A 20,702-nucleotide genomic window follows, 5' to 3' on the forward strand; every position below is an offset into this window, starting at 1 on the left:
AATTTTTTTTACTCTATTGAGTATCGCTTTTCAATATTTTTTAAAGTGTTTTTAAAAATACTGGTATCAGCTAATCCTTTTGTTACAATGAGACTGCCTTGCAATTCTATTAAGGTCTGAATAGCGTTTTGTTGAGATTCTGTGGAAGTTAATTTTAAGGCAATACCCAACGCAGTAAAAGCGGAAATCCATTTATCCATACCAGATTTTATCTGTTGCTCAAATAACGATAATCCGCTATGCATGGAAAATGCTCTCAAAACACACGTTTCTTTTCCGCTATCATAAAGAATTTCAATATTTTTTAGAGCATCTTTTAATCTCAGTTTTGTTGGTTTATTTTTGTCCATTAGAGGAAAAAAAATATGATCATCAACCCACTGATCTATATTGTTCAATACACATTCTGCCATCTCTTGTTTTCCATTTGGAAATCGATGATATAGACTTGCTTTTTTTAATCCGGTTACTTCTGCTAAATCATTTAAACTCGCTCCCTCATACCCTTTATCTCTAAAAACCTTGGTAAGTCCGGCTATCATATCTGTATCTAAAATTTTCTGTGGTCTCATAGTGCAAATATAAGCAAAAATTATTTATTACCTAACGTTCGTTAAAATATTTTTTTTATTTCTACACAAACCCATTGGCACTTTATTTTTCTTCTTTCTTAAAAATAAATTTCATCTATAACGTTCTGCGGGTTTGCGATGGTGGGGCAATCGAAGCACAAATCTTCAATTTTGTACAAAAGTCCAATCGAAGAAATACCGTTGAACTTTGCAGTTTCTCCCCACTATTGCAAAGCCATTGTTAGCCGTAGTTTCTAATTTTTATCTTTTTTGAAAACAACACCACCTTGTATATCCATAACAAGCTCTTTTATTTCGCCATTATTATAGTCGAGATTGAATTTGAAATCAAATTCAGGATTCATTTGCTGAGGAATTTCGTTGATTGGCTTTGAGATAAAATTATCAAATTTCTGATGTTCCAAAACAAATTTAAAGGCAGGGAAAGTAATATAAAGGTTATTATTCTCTTTTGTTATTTCGATTGTCCCATAGCCTTTATTGGTATATTCTCCACAATAATCGTCTAAACTATGTGTGGGTTTAAATTGCTCGTTAATCGATTTTACTGGTGTTGGCTTATAAATGTCATAAATTTCTTTTTCATATTGATAAGGTTTGTTTTCGTCTAAACCCAACATTCGAATTGAAATCATACTAGAAATTGTAGAAGGTAAATCGGTGTTTTGTTGATTGGTTAAAACTACAATCCCAAATTTTTCGGCAGGGAAAAGAACCATTTTGGAGGAAAATCCAGAAACTCCACCCTCGTGAGCTACTCTATAATGACCTTTGAATATTTGGGTATTCCATCCGTATCCATATCCGAAAAGAAAATTATTTTGGTCGGGTTTCATAGGTGGATTTCCATCAATAATCGCTTTTTCACTCATTGCATTTTTGGCGAAATCTTTGGTCAAAATATCTTTTCCTTCAAAATTTCCATAATTTAACCATAATCTTAGCCAATTTGCCATATCGTTTGCAGAACTATTAATTGCGGCTCCAGGCTTGTCGTTATTGGGTATTTGAAATAGCAATTTTTGAGCTTTCCCTTTATACATTCCGTAAGGATAAGAGAAATCTTTTTGTTTTACCATTTCGCCAATCGAAGTATTGCTGTTATCCATTTTTAGAGGTGTCAACAATTTTTCTTTTATTAAATCATCCCAGCTTTTTTGCGATACCTGTTCGGCAATGGCTCCCAACATAATATAGCCGAAGTTGCTGTATCTCCAGCTATTTTTTGGTTCAGCATTTTGCTTTAAGTAAGGAAGTCTGTCCATCAAATCGAACCTGTTTTTTGCAGGAAACAAAATATAGGAACCATCCAAACTTCCCAAACCACTTCTATGGTCGAGCAAATCTTCGATGGTAACGGTGTTATTCATTTTATCGGTTGAGAATTCTAAATGCGGAATGTATTTAGAAGGCTTTTCATCAATTTTTAACTTCCCTTCCTTTTCTAAAATTCCTATGAGTGCTGCAGTAAACGATTTTGTGTTACTGCCTATGCCAAAAATCGTGTTGGGTGTTACGAGAAGTTTATTTTCTAAATCTCTAAATCCATAACCTTTTGTATAAATTATTTTTCCATCTTTAACGATTGCCACAGAAATTCCAACAGCTTTGTAATCTGTCATTATTTTTTCAATTTCAGTGTCAATTTCTTTTAGATTTTCATTAGCATTTTGTGCAAAAGAAAAATTAAATGACATTAATGTTAAAACGCAAATTATTTTTTTCATTTTCTTTTTTAATGGAGACAATTTAGTTCCGTATTTTATTACACGATGTTTTTTTGATATTGCAGCTAACGGTTTGGGGGTTGGGGCTTTGCGTTCGGGCGGGCAATCGAAGCACAAAAGCCGGTATTATTACTAAAGTTCAATTGAAAAACTACCGTTGAATTTTGTACTTCAGCCCGCCTGACGCAAACCCCTTGTTGGCAGTAGTTTTTATTTTTCACTCTCGTATTCAAACCAATTCTTATCAACACTTTTTTTCAATATTATTTTTTCTCCATAAACTTCTTCAACGAATAATGTGTCATTTACTTTCAATTTAATATTTTGAGTATATAAATATCCGTTTTGTTTTGCTAAAGCATATTTCTCTACAGGAAAAAGATAAAAGTCTTTTTTTCTAATAAACTCACTTACTTTTATTTGCTTAAAATCATTTAATACTTCATTTAATTTTTCTTTGTTAACGCTTATTTCTACAGCATATTTTGAATAACTATAATTATTTGGTTGGTTTGTCTGTAAAGTGTCATTAAAAATATTTACATCATTAACTCTAAATTGATTTTTCTCTTTATTTGTGTCAACAATTGATATTTTTTGAATTGAACTCAAAGATTCTATTTTTTTAATGAATTGATTTCCTGCAACGATATTAAAATCACTCAATTTATAAAAAATAGATTTGCGTGTTGTTTGGCAGGATATGGTTATGCTAAAAAGCGATAATAGAATAATTAGTTTTTTCATTTTAAACAATATTTCTTTAGAATTTCGGGATTTAAAATTGCAGCTAACTTTCAAATTTACGCCTTGCGTCAATCTGATTTATATAACTTTCGTAAAGATATAATTTCATCTATAAACGGAAAAAGTATTGGAGAAGTGCGGGTTTCGAAGAATAAAATGTTCAGGAAAACTAAACGTAGTTAGCAGAAATTTTATTTGTAGTTTATTTTGTGATTTAATTCAATAGGATTATTTTCTTGCAAAATACTATTCTGTATTTCTTTATTTTTTACAGAAATATCCACTGTATTACCTTTCGGATCGGTAAATGTAGCTCTCTTCCAACCTCTTGACTGTATATCAAATGGATCATTAAAATATGATTTTGCAAGTGTTTCATATTTTTTCCAATCAATTTTTACTGTTTTTTTTCGTGCGTCAAAAATATTCCCGCCTTTCTTGACTTCTATCAAATTAAATGAATATTCATTGTTTAAATCTTGAATAGAAATAATCAATCCAGGTAAACCACTGAAAATATATGGACCATCTGCAAAAGGTAATTCTGTAGTAAACCAAGCAATCCAGTTTCTTCCTCCATAATTTGTTTCTGCTTTTTGAGATTTATATTTTCCAATTATTTTTTGTTCCGAAGTAATATTCCAATTTAATATTTCCTCAACTGGAAGAAGATAATCTGTTCCCAAATAAGTTATTACTTTTTCAATTCTTTTTTGAGTTAAATTCTTTTTGACATAGAATTGGTTTTCAACCCCCATTTTCAACCTTCCGTTTCCATTATTCAACTTTATTGAATCTGATTTTTTGTCTAGTGAATCTCTAAAAATTGAAATATTATTTTTTAAATCCAAAATCATATTCTCGGAATTAACATCATTTGGTTTTTCTGAATTCAGTTTGTATTTTGTTTCGTAAATAAAACTTATTTTTTGCGAGAAGCAAAATGTAGAAATTCCAAGAAAAAATATAATAAATTTCATTTGTAGTGCTATTTTTCGTGGTATTTGTATCCAATTTTTTCAACTGCACTTTCAACCTTTTCTTTATCGTCTATTTTATGTACAAAAATCACATATTCATCCGATTGTGTATCGATAAATCCCATTTGAAGTCCGTTATTTCGTAATGGTTTGTCATAATCTTCAAAAATATTATCGAATGCAACTGATGCTGTTTGTTCGTAGTTTTTTGGATTTGGCAATTCAATAGCTAAATCAAAATTATTGCTTAAGGAATTTGACAATCTCCATTGCAAAGTCTCAATATCTTGTTTCCAATCAAGAACCATTATGAAAAATAAGTTCTGTTTGTCAGAATATTCCATAACATAATTAAGTGTTGTCATATAATCTTCATCTTTTGAATAGTCCCTTAGATGATCAAAAAATGAGCTTAAATCATTTTGCCTATTTGGTCTTAAGCAGAGTTTGACAAGTGAAATGTAACCGATTTTTTCTTGTTCAGAAATTAAAGGATAATTTTCTTCAACATATTTTTCATATTCATTTTCTGTCAACCCAAAAATAGGTGATGGTTCTTTTGGTATTTTAGGTTTTACCAGTTTTTCAGACCATTTCAATCCTGTGAAAATGTCTTTTAGATATAGATAAATAACGGTTCCAGCTACTAAAATAATCCAATATTTATTATTGAAATTTATTGTAAATTCGAGTACAATTGCAGTTGTCCATACAAGTATTAGAAAGGTATAAAATATCTTTTCTCTCTTTTTTATTTTATAAAATTCTTTTTCTGTCCACATAGGTTTTTCATGTGTTTTTGCATTACCGCTAACGTTCCGGCGCTTGGCGAGGCTGCGAACTTCGGAACTAATTATTTTCTGTTAAAGATAAAATTTCTTGCGAGAAATAGACGTGAATTTACTACAAAATTCGCAACCTCGCCAAACGCTTGTTAGCGGTTCGGGCATTTTCTTTTCAGATCGTTTTGTGAGATTTTTATATCCTGTTATTACCAGACCAACTTCACATTTTCACCCTATGGTCCCTGATTATTTCCAAAAACAAAAATATCAACATAGAAGCCGAAATATTTTATACCTTAGATTTCACAGTTTATTTTTGGATGGCAATAGAACTTTTCTGAGAAAGGCTATCCCAATGGAACATTTCATAAATAAGTATCATGGTTATATTAAAGTTGAATAGAATAGCATCTCTGATCATTTTAATGCTTTTATTTTCCTGTAAAAAGACAGTGGTAAAAAATGACGAAGATGATCCTTGTGAAGTTTTTGTGGCAGGCAAAAAAGGATTCTGGATTGATCTCTATTCTAAAGGCCTGCAGGAAAACAGTGTTACTTTCAGACTTGGAAATAAAGAGGTACTGCCTAAAAATAAAGAAACTGGAACCGGCCATATCAATTATTTTATCGATGAAAGTCTACAGCTTAAGGATACCATAACAATTGATTATAAGGGAAAAGGGTATAAGATCTATGATTTTAGGAATCTGAGAGAAACGGCGATTGACGGTAGGAATCATAAGGAGATCGAAATCTGTCGTGTTTCTACTGCCCGGATCAATGGTAAACCGATTCAGGATTCCCGCAATAATATTTTGAGAGTAGTTCTTGAATAAATGATTACTTCTTGTCAACAGGATACCAAATTTTTAAACCCAATAAAAGCATTAGGCGGATTGAAAGTCAAATGTTCAGGACAAAGTTAATTTTGTTCAGGAAATTAAATAAATATAAGAATATGAGAAAAACAAGTGTGTTATTTTGTTGTTTATGGTCCGGTTTTTTCTTTCCGCAGCATATAGATGGTGTCTGGTTAAACGAAGAGCTTAGAAATTCAATTTTAGATGGTTCATTAGAATCAAAAAACTCCGGAATTATGCAACCGATGTTTTTTGAAATTTCAAAAAATAAAGTGGCTAACTTTTATCAGGTGGAGCCTTCCGTGAAACCTAAATTCAAATCAATAAAAAAAATTACAAAAGATATATATACAGATGGTTTAGCTTTTTATACCTACATTAATGAAAATACCATTTCATATAAAACGAAAAAAAAAAGCAGTACCTATATTCGAAATCAAAATATCAGTAAAGATGATATTTTTGACACAAAAAAAACACTTACAAAAACATATATTGAGTTTACAAGGTTGTCAATAATTAAAGATGTACACTCAAATAAAGAAGTAAGTGTAAAATGTACTAATGGTGGAAATGAAGTAAGATGCGTCTACGATAAAAACAAGTTTTCTTACACAATCTATTCATCCAACCCATATTACTATAAAAGCTGGAATAAGTTAGAATTTTACATGGAAACAAATATTAATAATTCTGAAAGGACGTATTTATTGGAAAAACAAACAAACCATTCATATCATCTCAAGGATTTGACGACCAATACCGTAGAGTATGTCCTTACATATTAGGGGGCAACCGCAACGGAAAGCTGAGCATTATTTTATAATAAAGACTCTTCCCTGTATATGGAAAAGTCCCTCAACGATATCAAAGCACTGAATGCAAATTCTGATGACAGAAAGGCTACTAAGGAAAAGTCTGTGGCACTCTATGAGTTTGTAATTCCTGTCTATAAAAAGGAATACACCTAAAACAGAGGATTTCTACTTATCTGAATATCCACACATAATAATTGATTATGAATAAAATAAAATGATATCTTACTTAAAACATCGTTTTTTGAGACTATCTAATATATATTCCGGTCAAATATTAATAATCTTTTCAAGTCATCTTCAATCATTTCCAAATAAAATTCTTCACCAATAATATAAAATTCAGTTTCCCATGGCGCAACTTTATTAATACTCTCATTACTGAAGTCTAAAATTTTATCGATAAGGAATTCTCGATTTAAAATAACTTCATTAAAATTAGGTAAGCGAAAACTTTCTTCTCTGTTAATTAAAATATTATACAATTTCTTTAAGTTACTCTTAAAATTATTTTTTCCAAGTATCTCAATGGTGAATTCAATATCAGATAGTTCCGGATTAATTACTAAATCGAAGATTGGGAATGTCTGAATGTACGGCTCATCCCATTCAAATTTTTTTTCTTCAACAAAGCAATGTGGAAATATGGTTTTATCAATATAAATCATTTTATTCTTTTAAATTTTCTAAACATTGATTTGCTAAAAACCATTGTTGTGCGTTCATTATTTATTCAAATTGTTCTTTTGTAATATTCCAGACATATATTTTTTCTTTAAATTTTATAAACTTTGAATAGTTTTTTTCAAAATAATCAGGTGCTGACATATAATTATCTTTAAATGATATATTAATATTTTTCCCGGTCTTTGGCAATTCAATTGTAAACTGTGATGTTACCAATTCCTCTTTTGTACTTTGACTAACAGACGTTTTACAGAATTCACCAACAAGATTATTCATAAATACATCAAAATTATTTGTGTAACTTTTTAAATATCCTGTTTTCACTTCTGTAAGTATTTTATTTCTATACTCAAAAAATTTGAAATTATTTTGAGAAAAGCCACCATTGCTTCCGGCAATAGAAGAAATAGCAATTAATTTTTTGTTTTTAATATTCCAATATGTGATTTCAAATATTTGATAACCAGATTGTCCTTCTGTATATGATTGCTCTAATCTTAAATATCCATTTTTCTTATCAATATTCAAAGAATAGTACATATCATCATTGGTCAATGAGCCATTTGAAACTAAGTGTTTTCGTTCAATATAGCTTAAATCGTCTAAATATTCAGCTGGAATTATAAAGAAAAAATCAGCAATTTTTTGTGCAGATAAATACTGTATTGAGATAAAAAGAATAATAAATATAGAAGTTTTTTTCATTATTAGGTTTTTAGTTCTTTCGTTTTTGTACACGTTCATTTAAAATGACGAAACTAATTTATATCCGTTATACAATAGCGCATATCCATCCAAATTCGTAGTGATATGCGCTAAATTAAGCAATCATTTTTTGAGACTTAATCTTACAATATTATAACGCTTTGTGACTTTGCGATGTTAGTGCAATCAAAGTACAAAGTTGAATAGAAGAACTACTGTTGAACTTTGCAGTTTCGCCCCACTATTGCAAAACCCTTGTTGACAGTAGTTTTTATTCAGCTGTTTCAATATTCCATTTTGAATTATTTTGTACCATTTTAAATTTAATATTCTTGTTTTCGCTGTTAAAATAATCGAATATGGAAACGTAAACCGTGTCTTTATTTGCTGTAGTGAATTGAATGTCATACACTTGTTTGTCATTTTTCACTTCATCATACGTAAAATTTAAAGTATTTGAAGAAAACCTATTGTCAAGAGCTCCACCTGTAATTATAGTTTTGTTATTTATCAGTAGTTTTCTTTAAAATCTTTGCTCCCGTCAACGAAATAAGGATTTTCTAATATAAATTTTATTTCCGAAAACTTCTCAATTGGTGTTGTAAATCCATCATAGCGTTCATCATTTCCACAAACTCCAAAGCTTCTTGTAGTAACTATAAAAAGTGAATCTTTTGGATTTAACTTATTCACAGCTTCTTTAATTATTTCTTCTTTGAGTTGTTTGAATTTATAACCTCTTTTCTTTCAATCTGACAAATTAAAATTGTCAAGACTGTCAAAGTAAGTATTATTAAGATAAGGTACTTTTTCATGCAATTTTCTTTCACATTCGGTTCTATAAAAATACTGCTAACTTTCAAATTTACGCATTGCGTCAATTTGATTTATACAACTTTCGTAAAGTAATTTATGCCACTAATATAAAAATTTATTTTGATCGTTTTGATGAAACCTAATGTTTACAATATGATTTTTTCAAGACTGGCTAATTTGCAGCTTATAAGATCTATCTAATATAAGAGCCAGCACGTCATAAAAACGTCATAAAATAATTACAAGTAGAATAAACAGCATATATATTTCATTTATTCAATATAATGATGCAATATCAGCTGGATAATTTTTCTGGTATGCATGGTAAGATATATAATTTTGTTATTGCGAAAATAAACTCCAAACTGTTTTAAATATATATTGCAGAGATTCGAAAACAAAATTATACTTTTGTATAGCTTAAAGAACAAAAGATTTTATTCACCAGGAAATAATAAATTGAAAAAGTGTTAGCATTAATAACGTTTCGAACAATATAGTCAAATTTTCATGATAAAAATAAAGTACGCTCATACCAACATTATAACGAAGGATTGGAAGAAACTTGCAAAGTTCTATGAAATCGTATTTAATTGCATACCAGTTCCACCTATACGAACCTATCAAGGAGAGTGGCTTGACAAAGGCACCGGTGTTGTAAATGCTCATTTACAAGGGATGCAATTACGTTTACCTGGCTATGGCGATAATGGACCAACACTTGAGATATATCAGTATTCAAAAATGATAAATGCTGAAAGACACATAGCTAATCAAAAAGGATTTGGACATATTGCATTCCAGGTAGAGGACATTGCCGGACTTTTAGCATTAGCATTATCGAATGGAGCATCGAAGATTGGAGAGCTAAGCGAACATCATTTTGATAATATGGGTGTGTTTAAGTTTATTTATATCTCGGATCCTGACGGAAATATAATAGAACTCCTAAACTGGAGTTGATATTGATTTAGCAAGCGTGGATATTGACACCGAACGCTTTTTGGTTTAAATTCTTCAGTCATCATCCAGTTTAAATCGCATGATTATGCGAGAGATTTCGAGCTATAATTCCAATAAAATGGTTTAAGAATAGGCATTTTATTATAAAACATTCTATGCCTGAATTCCTGAAATATCTTGTAGCCGAGAAACTCAAAAAGTCAGCAGAGCTGCCTGAAAAATATATTGAATTAAAGACATTTTGCGACTTTAATTTTTCATTAATTAAGATTAAAGACACATAATGAGCTAAGTGAGTCCCTGTAAGGAGTATCAGGGGCATGATTTGGCCAGCTGCAGCTATATCCTAACGGGACACTAGCAGCGGCTCCGGAAGCCATCCCTCAGGGAACCGGTCTAAAACTCTCTAAATATTTAGCAAAACAGTGGCATAATATGACCAGTTATAGCTATAACTTGATGGTGCACCGGCAGCGGTTCCAAAGTAAGCCTATGACCAGCATATGTCAGTTAAGCTTGTTTTGATTGATGATTGCTTGATGAGCAAGAAAATCTCTACTACGAATGGCAAATACAGAAGCCTTTTGTTTTTTTTCAGTGAAATATTGACAGACTTCTTCGTGCGTTATCCTGTGCTAGTTAGGCCCTCTAAACTTAAACACACTGAAGAGCCTTTTATTTTATTTAAGAAGGATCGTATTTTGAGATTTTAATATTGCTTATTATAGATAATTCCAACTTTTACTAGTTCTTGATCTATATATTCCGAAGCTTTCTTTTGAGAAGTATAATTAGTCTCTAAAATAGCTCCGGGAATTTCCATTTTGTGCAATTTATCTACAATTACAATCTCATTATTTATAAATTCAAAAATACCTTTCGAAGTAGCTTCAATAGCCCTTTTTCAAGATAGTTTCGACTTCATCAGCTGAGTATAAAAGTTTTTCTGCCATAGTATCGTTTTCTGGATTTTTACATCCTTAAAAAATCTCAAATTCTTCAGTAATGTTAATTCGGTTAAAATAATCCATTAGGTTTAACGAAATTGTGTCATTTCTAATTTCCCTCGAATAAGATTGGAGAGTGTTAATAACATCACTTGAATAATTTTTGCTAGTATATTTAACATTTCCCATGTCTATCACCATTTTATCTAATACATCAGAACCTTGATAATTTGCATACGCAATCACAAATTGCGCTTCTATAGCACTAAACAAAGGTTTGGGAAATATCTTATACAGATCGTCTAGTATATCTGGTACTTGGTTAAAAGTATAATTTTTATCATAAAAATTGTAATAATAATCTTTTCTCTCAATCTTCAAATAAATTAATATCAGAAGTAAAGGAAAGTGAATAAATCTTGATTGATTTGAAATTAGAGAAATCGCCAAAACACCCATCATTTTTTCAATTGTTCTTAATGAACTTTTACCAAATATTACTTTGCTGAATCTTTGAAAATCGCTAAGTTCTTCAGATCTATTAGAGACAAAAAAATTGTTTATGTCAAATTTTTGTGAAAGATAGCTGATGTATAAGTCAGATTTCGGCTCTGGTATTGTGTACTCAATATCTATAAATCTTTTTAAATATTCATCAGAATTGATTTTTTCCGAATTGTAAACACCACAAATGGAATGACATAATTGAACTCTATCAATTGCTAATACAAATATTATGTTTTTAACATTAAAAAAATGTTTAATTTTTTCCAATATCTCCACTGAATAATTTGGTCTGCACCTATCTAGTTCATCAATGAAAAATATCACTGGTTTATCAGGTGAGACTAAAGAAATTGCTTTTTCTAATTCAATTTTGAATTCAATTAATGATTGTTTTTTCTCTGTATAATCTTCAACATATTGCTCCAAAACTTTTCCTCCACCCTTTACAGCAGCATCGACATATTCAATGAAATCCTTTCCAAATTTTTGTTCTGCAAATCCTTTGATAAGTAACGGAATCAATTCGGATGATAGCTTACTCGCTATTTTAACTACCTTTTTTAGCTCAATTTTTTGTTCACTTTTAAGTAAACTTAATTCACCAATAATTGCAGTTAATGAATCATTATTAAAATCATTTTCCCAAGCGTTAAAAAAAGCTGTTTTGTAACCTTTAAGTTGCATGCTTTTTTGCCACATTTTTATAAATGTAGTTTTGCCTGTCCCCCAAGGATTATTGATTGCTAATACTAAATTATTATTATATTTATCAATAAAGTTACTAAGTATTTCAGCATATTTTTCTCTACTTAATACACAATTTTTAAATGGCTTTTGAGAATCAATTTCTACATCATAGTTTCTAATTTCCATATTGGTTTTTAAGATTTAATTATTTTATAAATTGTGATTTTTTGCAATATATTCTTTAATTTGCTCAGGGTTTTTAATAGCATTTATCGTTTTTTAGGACTAATTTATTATTTGACTAATAAAACACTATGAATTTTAAAAGTATCAAACTTCATTGTTATTTTGTAGTTGTCGATTAACTACTCTGTATACAGAATAATTTGTTTGATCCTGAAGATGTAACAAAGCAACTTCAAAATGAGAATTTAGCAATTTCCCATTTATGTTTTTATATTGAAATATTAAAGAAAGTAATGGAAAATCTGCTCTTAGACTAAATTCTTGAAGATAATTGTGAATTTCAAAAGCTTTCATAAGCAATGATGGTACACGAAGTTCAGTTTTTTCACCTTTATCAACAACACCCATCCCTATCGTTTCAGATTCAAAAATTAAAAAAGAACTTTTCAATGTTGCATGACGCAAATTTACGTTTATGAATTCCCTGCCATCGGGTCGTATAAGAATATCACTAACTGTAATTTTTAATTCTGGATTATTAAATTCCAATAATTGTTTTAATTGAGTAAGATCAACTTTAAATGTCACCTGAAGTTCAGTTGCAAGACCTAATCCTTTATTTTCGACTTGAAGAAAAAAAACTTTATTAATATACTCATAAGGAGTAGCATGATGTATCGGCGGACTGTAACTATAAAAGTTCTGACCTATTTTAAAAGAAAACCTACTTACATCAGCAGAAAAAAAATCTAAATTATTTATTATGAAAAATGGTTTGATAGGATTATGTACAGATTCATCATGATTTCTTTTTTCTAAGCCACTAATATTTACAGCAATGATGACTGTTATTATTAATGTCAAGAATGAAATAATAGGGTTTAAAATACCTCCCAAATAATCTCCAAAAACTCCCCAATCTGCAGGATCTGTTGAGCGATCGTTTTCATGAAAATTTATAACATAGAATATTACAGGCATTACTATTGCAATCAGTGAAATTAGACTTCCAATAATCCATAATATGCGGGAAAATTTCATTGTACTAAGATTTAATTATTTTATAAAATGTCGCTTTACTTCCAATATTAAAAGCTTTCATAATTTCTTCAATAGGAACATTCTTACTTTCGTAGGATGTCTTTACTAAAGGGGCAATTTTTCTATATTTTTCAGTCATTCCTTTTGGCCTGCCTCCCTTTTTCCCTCGAGCTCTTGCAGACTTTAGACCTGCACTAGTCCTTTCTATTAAAACATTTCTTTCGTGTTCAGCCAAAACACAAAAAATCTGGAATATTAATTTTCCGCTTGCAGAACTTGTATCTATATTCTCTGAAATAGATTTAAAATGTATTCCTTTTTCATTAAGCTGTGTTACAAACTGAATTAACCCAACTGTAGATCTCCCGAGCCGATCTAATCTCCAAACGATTAAAGTATCTCCTTTTCTGATAAATTTCAATAATTCGTTAAGCTGTGGCTTTTCCGATTTTACACCGCTAATCTTGTCAACAAAAATTTTTTCAATCCCGATATTCTTTAAAGCATCAGTTTGTAAATCTAAATTTTGCTCAAACTTGCTTACTCTTGCATATCCAATTAACATAGTACACTTTACTCATTTAAAACAAATATAATGTAATTTGAATTTGTGTACAACGAAAATGCACATGTAATAGAATAAAAAAGTCTTGGTTTTAAAAATCTAAACGTGTACAGATAACCGACCGAATTCTAATACTTTTTATTTGTGTTGAAAGCTACAGAAATAAAAAAGCTGCTATATTATTTTAGATTTTATTTATTTAAGCTTGGTAGCATTTTTTAGATGATTATTTTCACAGAATTTTTTTGACAAAAATGAACAGAAATGAAATTTGTTTAGTGGAAAAATGTTTTTGGTATTCCATTCTTGAGATTTTGAAAATCGTATTTTTACCTAAACTTATTATTGGTTATTAGTACTGTAGTTTTCCTATTTTATTATGTGTTGCTTTGAATTGTTATCCATGGAACTATTCTGGATAATCAAACTAAAAAAACTAATATGTCTACAAATCAAGAAAACCAAGAGAATGCAATACCCGCAATTACATTACCTGCTGACCAGTTTGGCCATACAGGTGCACCTACAGAATGGTGGTGGCATATAGGCACTCTCCATTCCGAAGATGGCCGCACGTTCGGATTTGAAATAAATGCAACCGGAATGCAGGCTACTAAAAACGCTCCATATTCCTATGCTTTTACGCAAATAGAGATTACTGATGTAGAAAACCAGCATAATTATCAAAATGTAACAGTATTCAATCCCCTTCCTGCTGATTGGGCTGAATATGATACCACCGAACAATGGTTCGTTAAATTGGGAGAGGATAATTCGGACGGTGCTGTATCAATGACTGCAATTGATGGCAACCCGCTTCATATGCATGTACAGGCAACTTTTACGGATAATGATCCTGAAACCTCCACAAAAACCGACTGCCAGATTGATCTTAATTTTTTTCAGCAGGGTTCTCCTCTACTCGTTTGGGGTAATGGCTGCAATCTTGTGGATCCGGCTGGTAAAAGCCCGATTACAAGAAACAATTATTATTACTCCCTGACCCATTTACAGGCTGCCGGAACAATCAGAATTGGAACTGAAGAAATCAAGGTTACGGGATTAACCTGGATGGACCATGAGTATGGTGCATTTCCTAATGGATCGACTGGTAAGGTAATCTGGTTATTACAGGATATTCAGCTGGACAACGGGTTACATTTGTCCAACTATACAAAGTTTGGTGTTATTCCGCAGGAAAACGTCCCTATCCCTTCAAATGCTACCTTACTGGTAGACGGTGAAAGCATTTTTGTCAATACCGTTACTACTCCACTGGGGCCTACATTCGTAAGCAAAAAAGGAGTGACTTATTTTTTACGTTTCAAAATTGAATTTGAAGATTATAAACATTTAAGCTTTATGGTAGAGAGTTCATATCCTGACCAGGTTTTTAGAGATCCCGGAGCTGATGTTTATGAAGGCGTTGCCACAGCCCAATTTCTCTTTGATCTGACAGAAAAAAAACAAATCGTCATCTCTCAGGGAACCTCATGGATAGAACAGAATCTTGGATAAAATAAGTTTTGGCAGATTTACTTCAGTTATAAAAATCTGCCAAATCTGCGAGAGAAATATATTTCTTTAGTAATTATTTCTGCATCATCAATTTTATTAAATAAAATTTAAACAGGTTCTGATTAAACTTACATTTTAACCTTACAAAATGATGTGTTTTTAATCAGAATTTGTACTTTTGTTGATATATTTTGTATCAATGTCAGTTTTTTCAAATAACATTCGCTTTTTGAGAGATAAAAGAGGTCTCTCCCAGCAATCCGTAGCCAGTGAACTTACAATTTCCCGTGTACGGTATTCCAAATATGAAAACGGAATATCTGAACCTCCTATTGAGCTGCTTATAAAAATATCCAGATACTTTCACGTCAGCATCGATCTTCTGGTTTCTGTAGATATCTGCAAATATCCTTTAGAAGAAATGCTTAAGCTTCCCGACAACAGAATTGTCCTTCCGGTAGCGGTAGATGATCTCGGAAACGATACCATTGAAATTATTCCACAGAAAGCATCCATGGGTTACCTTGAAGGTTACAGTGATATCGGCTACATCGAAAGCCTGCAGAGAATTGCCCTTCCATTCCTTACCAACGGCAAATATAGAGCTTTTCCGGCAGACGGAGATTCTATGCCTCCATTCAGAAACGGTTCATATATCGTAGGGAAATATGTTGAGGGAATTGATGAGCTGAAACCGGGGAAAACCTATGTTTTTATTACTTTGAATGACGGGATTACCTACAAACGTTTTAAAGAAAGAAAAGGAAATGCAGTTTGCGTAAGTGCAGATAATTCATTCTATGAGCCTTATGATATTCCGGTGGAAGAAATTGTAGAGATCTGGCGGTATGCATCGGGAATTTTTCCTGAAGATTTCGAGCCCGGTGACTATGATAATTATAATTTTAAAGAAATGTTCCGCGAGCTGAAACAGGATATCAGGCAGCTGGATAAAAAAGTATCAGGACGCCGTAAATCTTAAAGCTAATAAAAATTAATACATGGACCAGTTAAGCCTGTTTAATTCAGAAGAATTTCTCCGGTTTCCGGAAGAATTGCTTGAGTATACAGAACATTTTCTGCCGGAAGATGAAGCCTCTGAACTTGAGCAGTTTCTTCTTCATACTGTCCCGTGGAAGCAGAGCACTAGGAAAATGTATGATAAAATGGTTCTTACACCGCGTCTTACAGCATGGTATGGAGAGAAAAACACAACCTATCAGTTAGGAGGGAACACATTTAATGTCAATCCCTGGCTTCCCGGATTATTATCTTTAAAACAGAAGATAGAAACATCATCTGGTCATAAGTTTAATTCCGTACTGTTGAATTTATACCGTGACGGAAATGATTCTGTTGCATGGCACCGTGACAAAGAAAACGAATTGGGAAGCCGTCCTGTAATAGCTTCTGTAAGCCTTGGTCAGGTAAGAAATTTCGATTTCCGGAAAGCAGATGACCACCGGAATAAATACAGTTTGCCGCTTCAGCACGGATCGCTGCTGCTGATGAAAGGAGATCTTCAGGTCAATTGGGAACACCGCATTGCCAGGTCTGTGAAACCCATGAAACCACGCATCAATCTTACCTTCCGGCTCATTCATGAAACATAGTTGAAGAGTATTTTACTTTTCCAGTTGAATCCATACCGGTGCATGATCACTGCTTTTTGTCCACCCGCGGACGTGCTTGTCGACGCCTCCGGATTGTAAGGCTGAATGAAGATAGGGACTTAAAAGAATATGATCCAGCCTTATTCCCGCATTACTGTCGTATGCCTTATACAGATAATCCCAGAAAGTATAAACAGTATCATCAGGGAATAATGTACGTATGGAATCAAGCCAGCCTTTATTTAAAAGGTCTTTATAAGCTTTCCGGACTTCAGTTCTGAATAAGGCATCATTTTCCCAGCGTTCAGGCTTGTAAACATCCTCAGGCTCGGGAATAATATTGAAATCACCGATAAGTATTGCAGGCAGCTCCATTTTAATAAGCTGATTGGTCCGTCTTTTAAAACGTTTGATCCAGTCCAGTTTATAGTCAAATTTTGGGCCCGGATAAGGGTTGCCGTTCGGAAGATACAGGCAGCATATAACCATTTGATCAATAATAGCTTCAATATAACGGCTCTGCACATCTTCCGGATCTCCGGGTAGAATTCTCTGAACTTCCGTAATCTTCAGGCCTTTTGCAAGGATGGCTACCCCATTCCAGCTTTTCTGTCCGTTCCATATAGCCTCATATCCTGCGGCATTGATTTCCTTTACAGGAAAACGTTCGTTGGGAGCTTTCAATTCCTGGAGGCAGACAATATCCGGCTGGGCTTCTTTCAGCCATTGCAGCAAAACCGGCAACCGGCCATTGATTCCGTTTACATTATATGTTGCTATTTTCATATTTCAGGAAGGTTTTAAGGATAGTGTAATTATTTTCATCCGGCAATAATTATTCCATCATATTGAATGACAATATGGTATTGTGAAAGTGTGGGATGTATTTTAAAATTAAAATAAAATCCGGATTTATATTGGCATAATTTATTCATTAGCTTAACAATAAAACATTATATCATGTTAAATAAATATTTTACAAAAGAAGAATTTGTATTGAATACTGAAAACCAGTATCAGTTAGAATTTAAAAGTAAAGAAATTGGCCAGGGATCCAATCTAACCATTGAAAGGAAAAATGAAAATGGCGAATTTGAAACCGTTCAGGCCATGATCACCAGACTGAATGACCAAATTTTTATAAAATGGAGCGAACCTTTCGATGGCAGACTTATTTTTGAAAAATAAAAAATATCTTATGAAATACAGTGAAGCGTTAGAATATAAAAAAGAAGCCCTGAAAAAAGCTGATCAATCCGTACTCCGTGATTATCATATCATAATTACGCCTGCCGATACCGGAGAAAGTGCGAAATACATAGAGGATTTTTCAAAAAAACCTGATGATTTTAACGACAGCAGCTGTAAAAAGTACTGCTCAAATGATGAATATGAGGTGGTAAGCTTCAGGAAAGAACCGGAAGAGTAAAGCCTCTTCCCTATCGCAAATAGACCCTAATTGTAAACTGGTGCTACAATTGCACATTTTCAGACTAAAAAAATAACACACTAAAATTATATTATATGGAAACTAAAAAAACCGCAAAAAAAGCAACGTCGAAAACTCCGGTAAAAAAAACCGCAAAAACTCCAGCTAAAAAAAATGCGGCAAAACAACTGAAAGATTTGTTTGAAGATTCACTGAAGGATATTTACTGGGCAGAAAAAGCTCTTGTAAAAGCCCTTCCTAAAATGCATAAAAATGCTACTGACAAAAATCTGAAAACAGCTATTGAACAGCACCTTAATGAAACCGAAATCCATGTAAAAAGGCTCGAAGAATGTTTTGCTGCACTAGGAAAAAAAGCACAGGCTAAAAAATGTGATGCCATGCAGGGATTATTGGACGAAGGTAAAAGTATCATGGAAGAAACAGAAGTGGGAGCCGTAAGAGATGCAGGCATAATTGCCGCTGCACAGAAAGTGGAGCATTATGAAATAGCTACCTATGGCTCATTGGCCGCTTATGCTAAAGTTCTGAAAGAAAAAGACTGCCTGAAAAATATTCTGGCCACTCTTAACGAAGAAAAAAAATGCGATGAGTTGTTAACTAAAATAGCAGACACCGCCATCAACAGTAAAGCAAAATAAACTCAATCAATAGATGATGCAAAGAGACCTATCAAGAGGTCTCTTTTTTGTTATATTAGTTTCAATCATTTCTTTATCTGGATTCAGCTAATTTTTTTGATAAATCTGTTCAAACTTTTATTTTACATAGTTGGCCAATCGCAAAGGCGCAAATTAGATTATAAAAGACGTTTTAAGGCGCAAAGATTTTATCTGAGATAAAATTTCTAACTTTTTATTACAGAGTTTTTGCTGAAAATCTTTGATTTTCTTGCGCCTGAAAAAATCCATACAGTTAAAACTTTGCGCCTTTGCGATTTCCAACAAAAAAGTTTAAACAAATTTGATAATAAAAATCAGATGGCTAACTTTGTTCAACACTTATCAATAAATGAATTCAAAGCTGCCACCCTCTTATTACCTTAATCAGGATGTTATTTTTCTGGCTAAAGACCTTTTGGGAAAAATACTTTTCACAGAAATAGACGGCCGGATTACAGCAGGTATCATTGTAGAGACCGAAGCTTATTTCGGGGTTATAGATAAAGCTTCCCATGCCTATGGAGGCCGGCGTACCGGACGTACCGAAACATTATACAGTCCGGGCGGAGTTTCCTATGTGTATCTGTGCTATGGAATCCATCATCTTTTTAATGTCGTAACCTCTGTCGAAGGTGAACCCCATGCAGTATTGGTAAGGGCCATAGAACCGTTAATTGGGACGGAGACTATGGAGTTAAGAAGAAATATGCCGGCTTCAAAAGCTGCTATTTCATCAGGACCGGGATCGGCGGCTAAGGCTTTAGGTATTGACCGTTCTTTCAATAACAAAGATTTAACCGAAAATGAAATATGGATTGAGGACCGGGATATTAAATATTCTCCCGACGAGATCATAGCAGGACCACGGATTGGCGTGGATTATGCCCGGGAAGATGCATTGCTGCCATGGCGTTTTTATGTTAAAGGAAACCGGTATGTAAGCAAGCCCAGATCTTAGTGTTTATGATTCTTAAAATTAATGATATGGCCGGCAATTAATCCCGCGGCTCCTATATAGATCAGAGGAAGATGAATTTCGAAGATCAGATCAGCCAGAACAGAAACAGTGATAAGAATAATGGAATTACAAAACAGCAGTTTAAGCCAGCTGAGTTCCATATTTTTTGTAACTCTGTAAACTACTGCAGCTCCTATAATAAGAAAAGCAATATCAATATAAGGATTATGTGATATTCCCAAAGGAATGATCATTAGCATGGGAAAGGCAATACAATGGATAAGGCACAGGACTGCTGCAGAAATTCCTACTGCATCAAGAATTTTAGATTTCATAAAGATGGGGATTAAATTTCTTATTGTAACTTTGTTGCAAAAATATAGATAAAAATTAATTAAAGCAACTTTGTTGCGTTAAAGAATGAAAAAGATCAGAAATACCCATGCTAAAACTGAAATTTTAAATGTCATCAATCATTCAGATATAGCTTTATCTCAACCGGATATTCAGAAAAAACTGGGTGATCTCTGCAATAGAGTTACCATTTACAGAGTGCTGGAAAGACTTGAAAACGAAGGGCTTATTCATAAAGTTGTAAATATTGATGGAGTTGTAAATTTTGCAAAATGCAGCGGTAAATGCAGTACTGAAAAGCATTTCCACAATCATGTTCATTTTAATTGTAAACAATGCCACTCGGTAACCTGCATTGAAAATGTAGTTCCCGATATCAGCCTGCCTCCAGGTTTTACAGCGCAGGAATATAATTTTATAGTGAGCGGAATATGCCCGAAATGTTCCAAAATATAGAATTTTAGACTACAGTTATAATCTCCCGTTTGCTTTCCGATACCTGAAGCAGATTAATGTTGGGTAAAGCAAATAAAAGT

Annotated in this window: 25 protein-coding genes; 12 read left to right on the top strand and 13 right to left on the bottom strand. The window is 32.5% G+C overall.

Annotated elements, in window-relative coordinates:
- Positions 1–8 precede the first annotated feature (8 nt).
- The 5 genes from IX38_RS17425 to IX38_RS23250 form a co-directional block, all read right to left on the bottom strand.
- Positions 9–572, bottom strand: coding sequence for a TetR/AcrR family transcriptional regulator (locus IX38_RS17425; RefSeq protein WP_034707146.1), 564 nt, complete (start codon positions 570–572; stop codon positions 9–11).
- A 254-nt stretch (positions 573–826) separates the two neighbouring features.
- Positions 827–2,320: a serine hydrolase gene (locus IX38_RS17430; protein WP_131368705.1), complete on the bottom strand. Its 1,494-nt coding sequence runs from the start codon at positions 2,318–2,320 to the stop codon at positions 827–829.
- Between the two features lie 210 nt (positions 2,321–2,530).
- The gene (locus tag IX38_RS17435; protein WP_034707149.1) at positions 2,531–3,067 is read right to left on the bottom strand and encodes a hypothetical protein; all 537 of its coding nucleotides are present in this window, start codon (positions 3,065–3,067) and stop codon (positions 2,531–2,533) included.
- A 191-nt stretch (positions 3,068–3,258) separates the two neighbouring features.
- Positions 3,259–4,047, bottom strand: coding sequence for a GLPGLI family protein (locus IX38_RS22085; RefSeq protein ID WP_051884846.1), 789 nt, complete (start codon positions 4,045–4,047; stop codon positions 3,259–3,261).
- 8 nt (positions 4,048–4,055) lie between these two features.
- A complete protein-coding gene (locus IX38_RS23250) occupies positions 4,056–4,829 on the bottom strand; it encodes a DUF6630 family protein (RefSeq protein ID WP_228377990.1) in 774 nt (257 codons plus the stop codon).
- A gap of 383 nt (positions 4,830–5,212) precedes the next feature.
- On the opposite strand from IX38_RS23250, the gene IX38_RS17450 reads away from it, so the two are divergent.
- From IX38_RS17450 to IX38_RS23380, 3 genes are all read left to right on the top strand, one after another.
- Positions 5,213–5,668 (top strand): hypothetical protein, encoded by a 456-nt coding sequence (locus IX38_RS17450; protein WP_131368706.1) that lies wholly within the window; start codon positions 5,213–5,215, stop codon positions 5,666–5,668.
- A 122-nt stretch (positions 5,669–5,790) separates the two neighbouring features.
- The gene (locus IX38_RS17455; protein ID WP_034707153.1) at positions 5,791–6,480 is read left to right on the top strand and encodes a hypothetical protein; all 690 of its coding nucleotides are present in this window, start codon (positions 5,791–5,793) and stop codon (positions 6,478–6,480) included.
- A gap of 57 nt (positions 6,481–6,537) precedes the next feature.
- On the top strand, positions 6,538–6,663 hold the full coding sequence (locus IX38_RS23380; RefSeq protein WP_262483460.1) for a hypothetical protein: 126 nt from the start codon (positions 6,538–6,540) through the stop codon (positions 6,661–6,663).
- 98 nt (positions 6,664–6,761) lie between these two features.
- On the opposite strand, the gene IX38_RS17460 is transcribed toward IX38_RS23380, so the two are convergent.
- The 3 genes from IX38_RS17460 to IX38_RS22775 form a co-directional block, all read right to left on the bottom strand.
- Positions 6,762–7,175: a hypothetical protein gene (locus tag IX38_RS17460; RefSeq protein ID WP_034707154.1), complete on the bottom strand. Its 414-nt coding sequence runs from the start codon at positions 7,173–7,175 to the stop codon at positions 6,762–6,764.
- A 61-nt stretch (positions 7,176–7,236) separates the two neighbouring features.
- Positions 7,237–7,899, bottom strand: a complete 663-nt coding sequence (locus IX38_RS17465) for a hypothetical protein (protein ID WP_131368707.1) — start codon at positions 7,897–7,899, stop codon at positions 7,237–7,239.
- A 510-nt stretch (positions 7,900–8,409) separates the two neighbouring features.
- Positions 8,410–8,592 (bottom strand): hypothetical protein, encoded by a 183-nt coding sequence (locus IX38_RS22775; RefSeq protein WP_131368708.1) that lies wholly within the window; start codon positions 8,590–8,592, stop codon positions 8,410–8,412.
- A gap of 633 nt (positions 8,593–9,225) precedes the next feature.
- On the opposite strand from IX38_RS22775, the gene IX38_RS17470 reads away from it, so the two are divergent.
- On the top strand, positions 9,226–9,678 hold the full coding sequence (locus tag IX38_RS17470; protein WP_051884849.1) for a VOC family protein: 453 nt from the start codon (positions 9,226–9,228) through the stop codon (positions 9,676–9,678).
- A gap of 980 nt (positions 9,679–10,658) precedes the next feature.
- On the opposite strand, the gene IX38_RS17475 is transcribed toward IX38_RS17470, so the two are convergent.
- The 3 genes from IX38_RS17475 to IX38_RS17485 form a co-directional block, all read right to left on the bottom strand.
- The gene (locus IX38_RS17475) at positions 10,659–12,005 is read right to left on the bottom strand and encodes a KAP family P-loop NTPase fold protein (protein WP_051884851.1); all 1,347 of its coding nucleotides are present in this window, start codon (positions 12,003–12,005) and stop codon (positions 10,659–10,661) included.
- Positions 12,006–12,149: 144 nt separating this feature from the next.
- Positions 12,150–13,046 carry a hypothetical protein gene (locus tag IX38_RS17480; RefSeq protein WP_034707157.1) on the bottom strand — a complete coding sequence of 299 codons (897 nt, stop codon included), beginning with the start codon at positions 13,044–13,046 and terminating at the stop codon, positions 12,150–12,152.
- Between the two features lie 4 nt (positions 13,047–13,050).
- Positions 13,051–13,611 (bottom strand): recombinase family protein, encoded by a 561-nt coding sequence (locus IX38_RS17485; RefSeq protein WP_034707159.1) that lies wholly within the window; start codon positions 13,609–13,611, stop codon positions 13,051–13,053.
- 441 nt (positions 13,612–14,052) lie between these two features.
- Between IX38_RS17485 and IX38_RS17490 the strand changes: the two genes are divergently transcribed.
- The 3 genes from IX38_RS17490 to IX38_RS17500 all read left to right on the top strand — a co-directional run bounded on the left by IX38_RS17490 (position 14,053) and on the right by IX38_RS17500 (position 16,742).
- Complete coding sequence (locus tag IX38_RS17490; RefSeq protein ID WP_034707161.1) at positions 14,053–15,129, top strand: lipocalin-like domain-containing protein; 1,077 nt, start codon at positions 14,053–14,055, stop codon at positions 15,127–15,129.
- A 199-nt stretch (positions 15,130–15,328) separates the two neighbouring features.
- Positions 15,329–16,111 (top strand): XRE family transcriptional regulator, encoded by a 783-nt coding sequence (locus tag IX38_RS17495; protein ID WP_034707162.1) that lies wholly within the window; start codon positions 15,329–15,331, stop codon positions 16,109–16,111.
- A gap of 19 nt (positions 16,112–16,130) precedes the next feature.
- Positions 16,131–16,742: an alpha-ketoglutarate-dependent dioxygenase AlkB family protein gene (locus IX38_RS17500; RefSeq protein WP_034707163.1), complete on the top strand. Its 612-nt coding sequence runs from the start codon at positions 16,131–16,133 to the stop codon at positions 16,740–16,742.
- 12 nt (positions 16,743–16,754) lie between these two features.
- Here IX38_RS17500 and xth read toward each other — a convergent pair whose 3' ends face one another.
- Positions 16,755–17,528: an exodeoxyribonuclease III gene (gene xth, locus IX38_RS17505; protein WP_034707164.1), complete on the bottom strand. Its 774-nt coding sequence runs from the start codon at positions 17,526–17,528 to the stop codon at positions 16,755–16,757.
- Between the two features lie 174 nt (positions 17,529–17,702).
- On the opposite strand from xth, the gene IX38_RS17510 reads away from it, so the two are divergent.
- The 4 genes from IX38_RS17510 to IX38_RS17525 all read left to right on the top strand — a co-directional run bounded on the left by IX38_RS17510 (position 17,703) and on the right by IX38_RS17525 (position 19,812).
- Complete coding sequence (locus IX38_RS17510; RefSeq protein WP_034707165.1) at positions 17,703–17,930, top strand: hypothetical protein; 228 nt, start codon at positions 17,703–17,705, stop codon at positions 17,928–17,930.
- 10 nt (positions 17,931–17,940) lie between these two features.
- Positions 17,941–18,171, top strand: a complete 231-nt coding sequence (locus IX38_RS17515) for a hypothetical protein (protein ID WP_131368709.1) — start codon at positions 17,941–17,943, stop codon at positions 18,169–18,171.
- 95 nt (positions 18,172–18,266) lie between these two features.
- Complete coding sequence (locus IX38_RS17520) at positions 18,267–18,833, top strand: YciE/YciF ferroxidase family protein (protein ID WP_034707167.1); 567 nt, start codon at positions 18,267–18,269, stop codon at positions 18,831–18,833.
- 370 nt (positions 18,834–19,203) lie between these two features.
- Positions 19,204–19,812: a DNA-3-methyladenine glycosylase gene (locus IX38_RS17525; RefSeq protein ID WP_034707168.1), complete on the top strand. Its 609-nt coding sequence runs from the start codon at positions 19,204–19,206 to the stop codon at positions 19,810–19,812.
- Here IX38_RS17525 and IX38_RS17530 read toward each other — a convergent pair.
- Positions 19,809–20,147: a MerC domain-containing protein gene (locus IX38_RS17530; protein ID WP_034707169.1), complete on the bottom strand. Its 339-nt coding sequence runs from the start codon at positions 20,145–20,147 to the stop codon at positions 19,809–19,811. The genes IX38_RS17525 and IX38_RS17530 overlap by 4 nt on opposite strands.
- An 85-nt stretch (positions 20,148–20,232) precedes the next feature.
- On the opposite strand from IX38_RS17530, the gene IX38_RS17535 reads away from it, so the two are divergent.
- A complete protein-coding gene (locus IX38_RS17535) occupies positions 20,233–20,622 on the top strand; it encodes a Fur family transcriptional regulator (protein ID WP_034707170.1) in 390 nt (129 codons plus the stop codon).
- Positions 20,623–20,702 lie beyond the last annotated feature (80 nt).

The sequence above is a fragment of the Chryseobacterium luteum genome, from assembly GCF_000737785.1.
Classification (GTDB): Bacteria; Bacteroidota; Bacteroidia; order Flavobacteriales; family Weeksellaceae; genus Chryseobacterium; species Chryseobacterium luteum.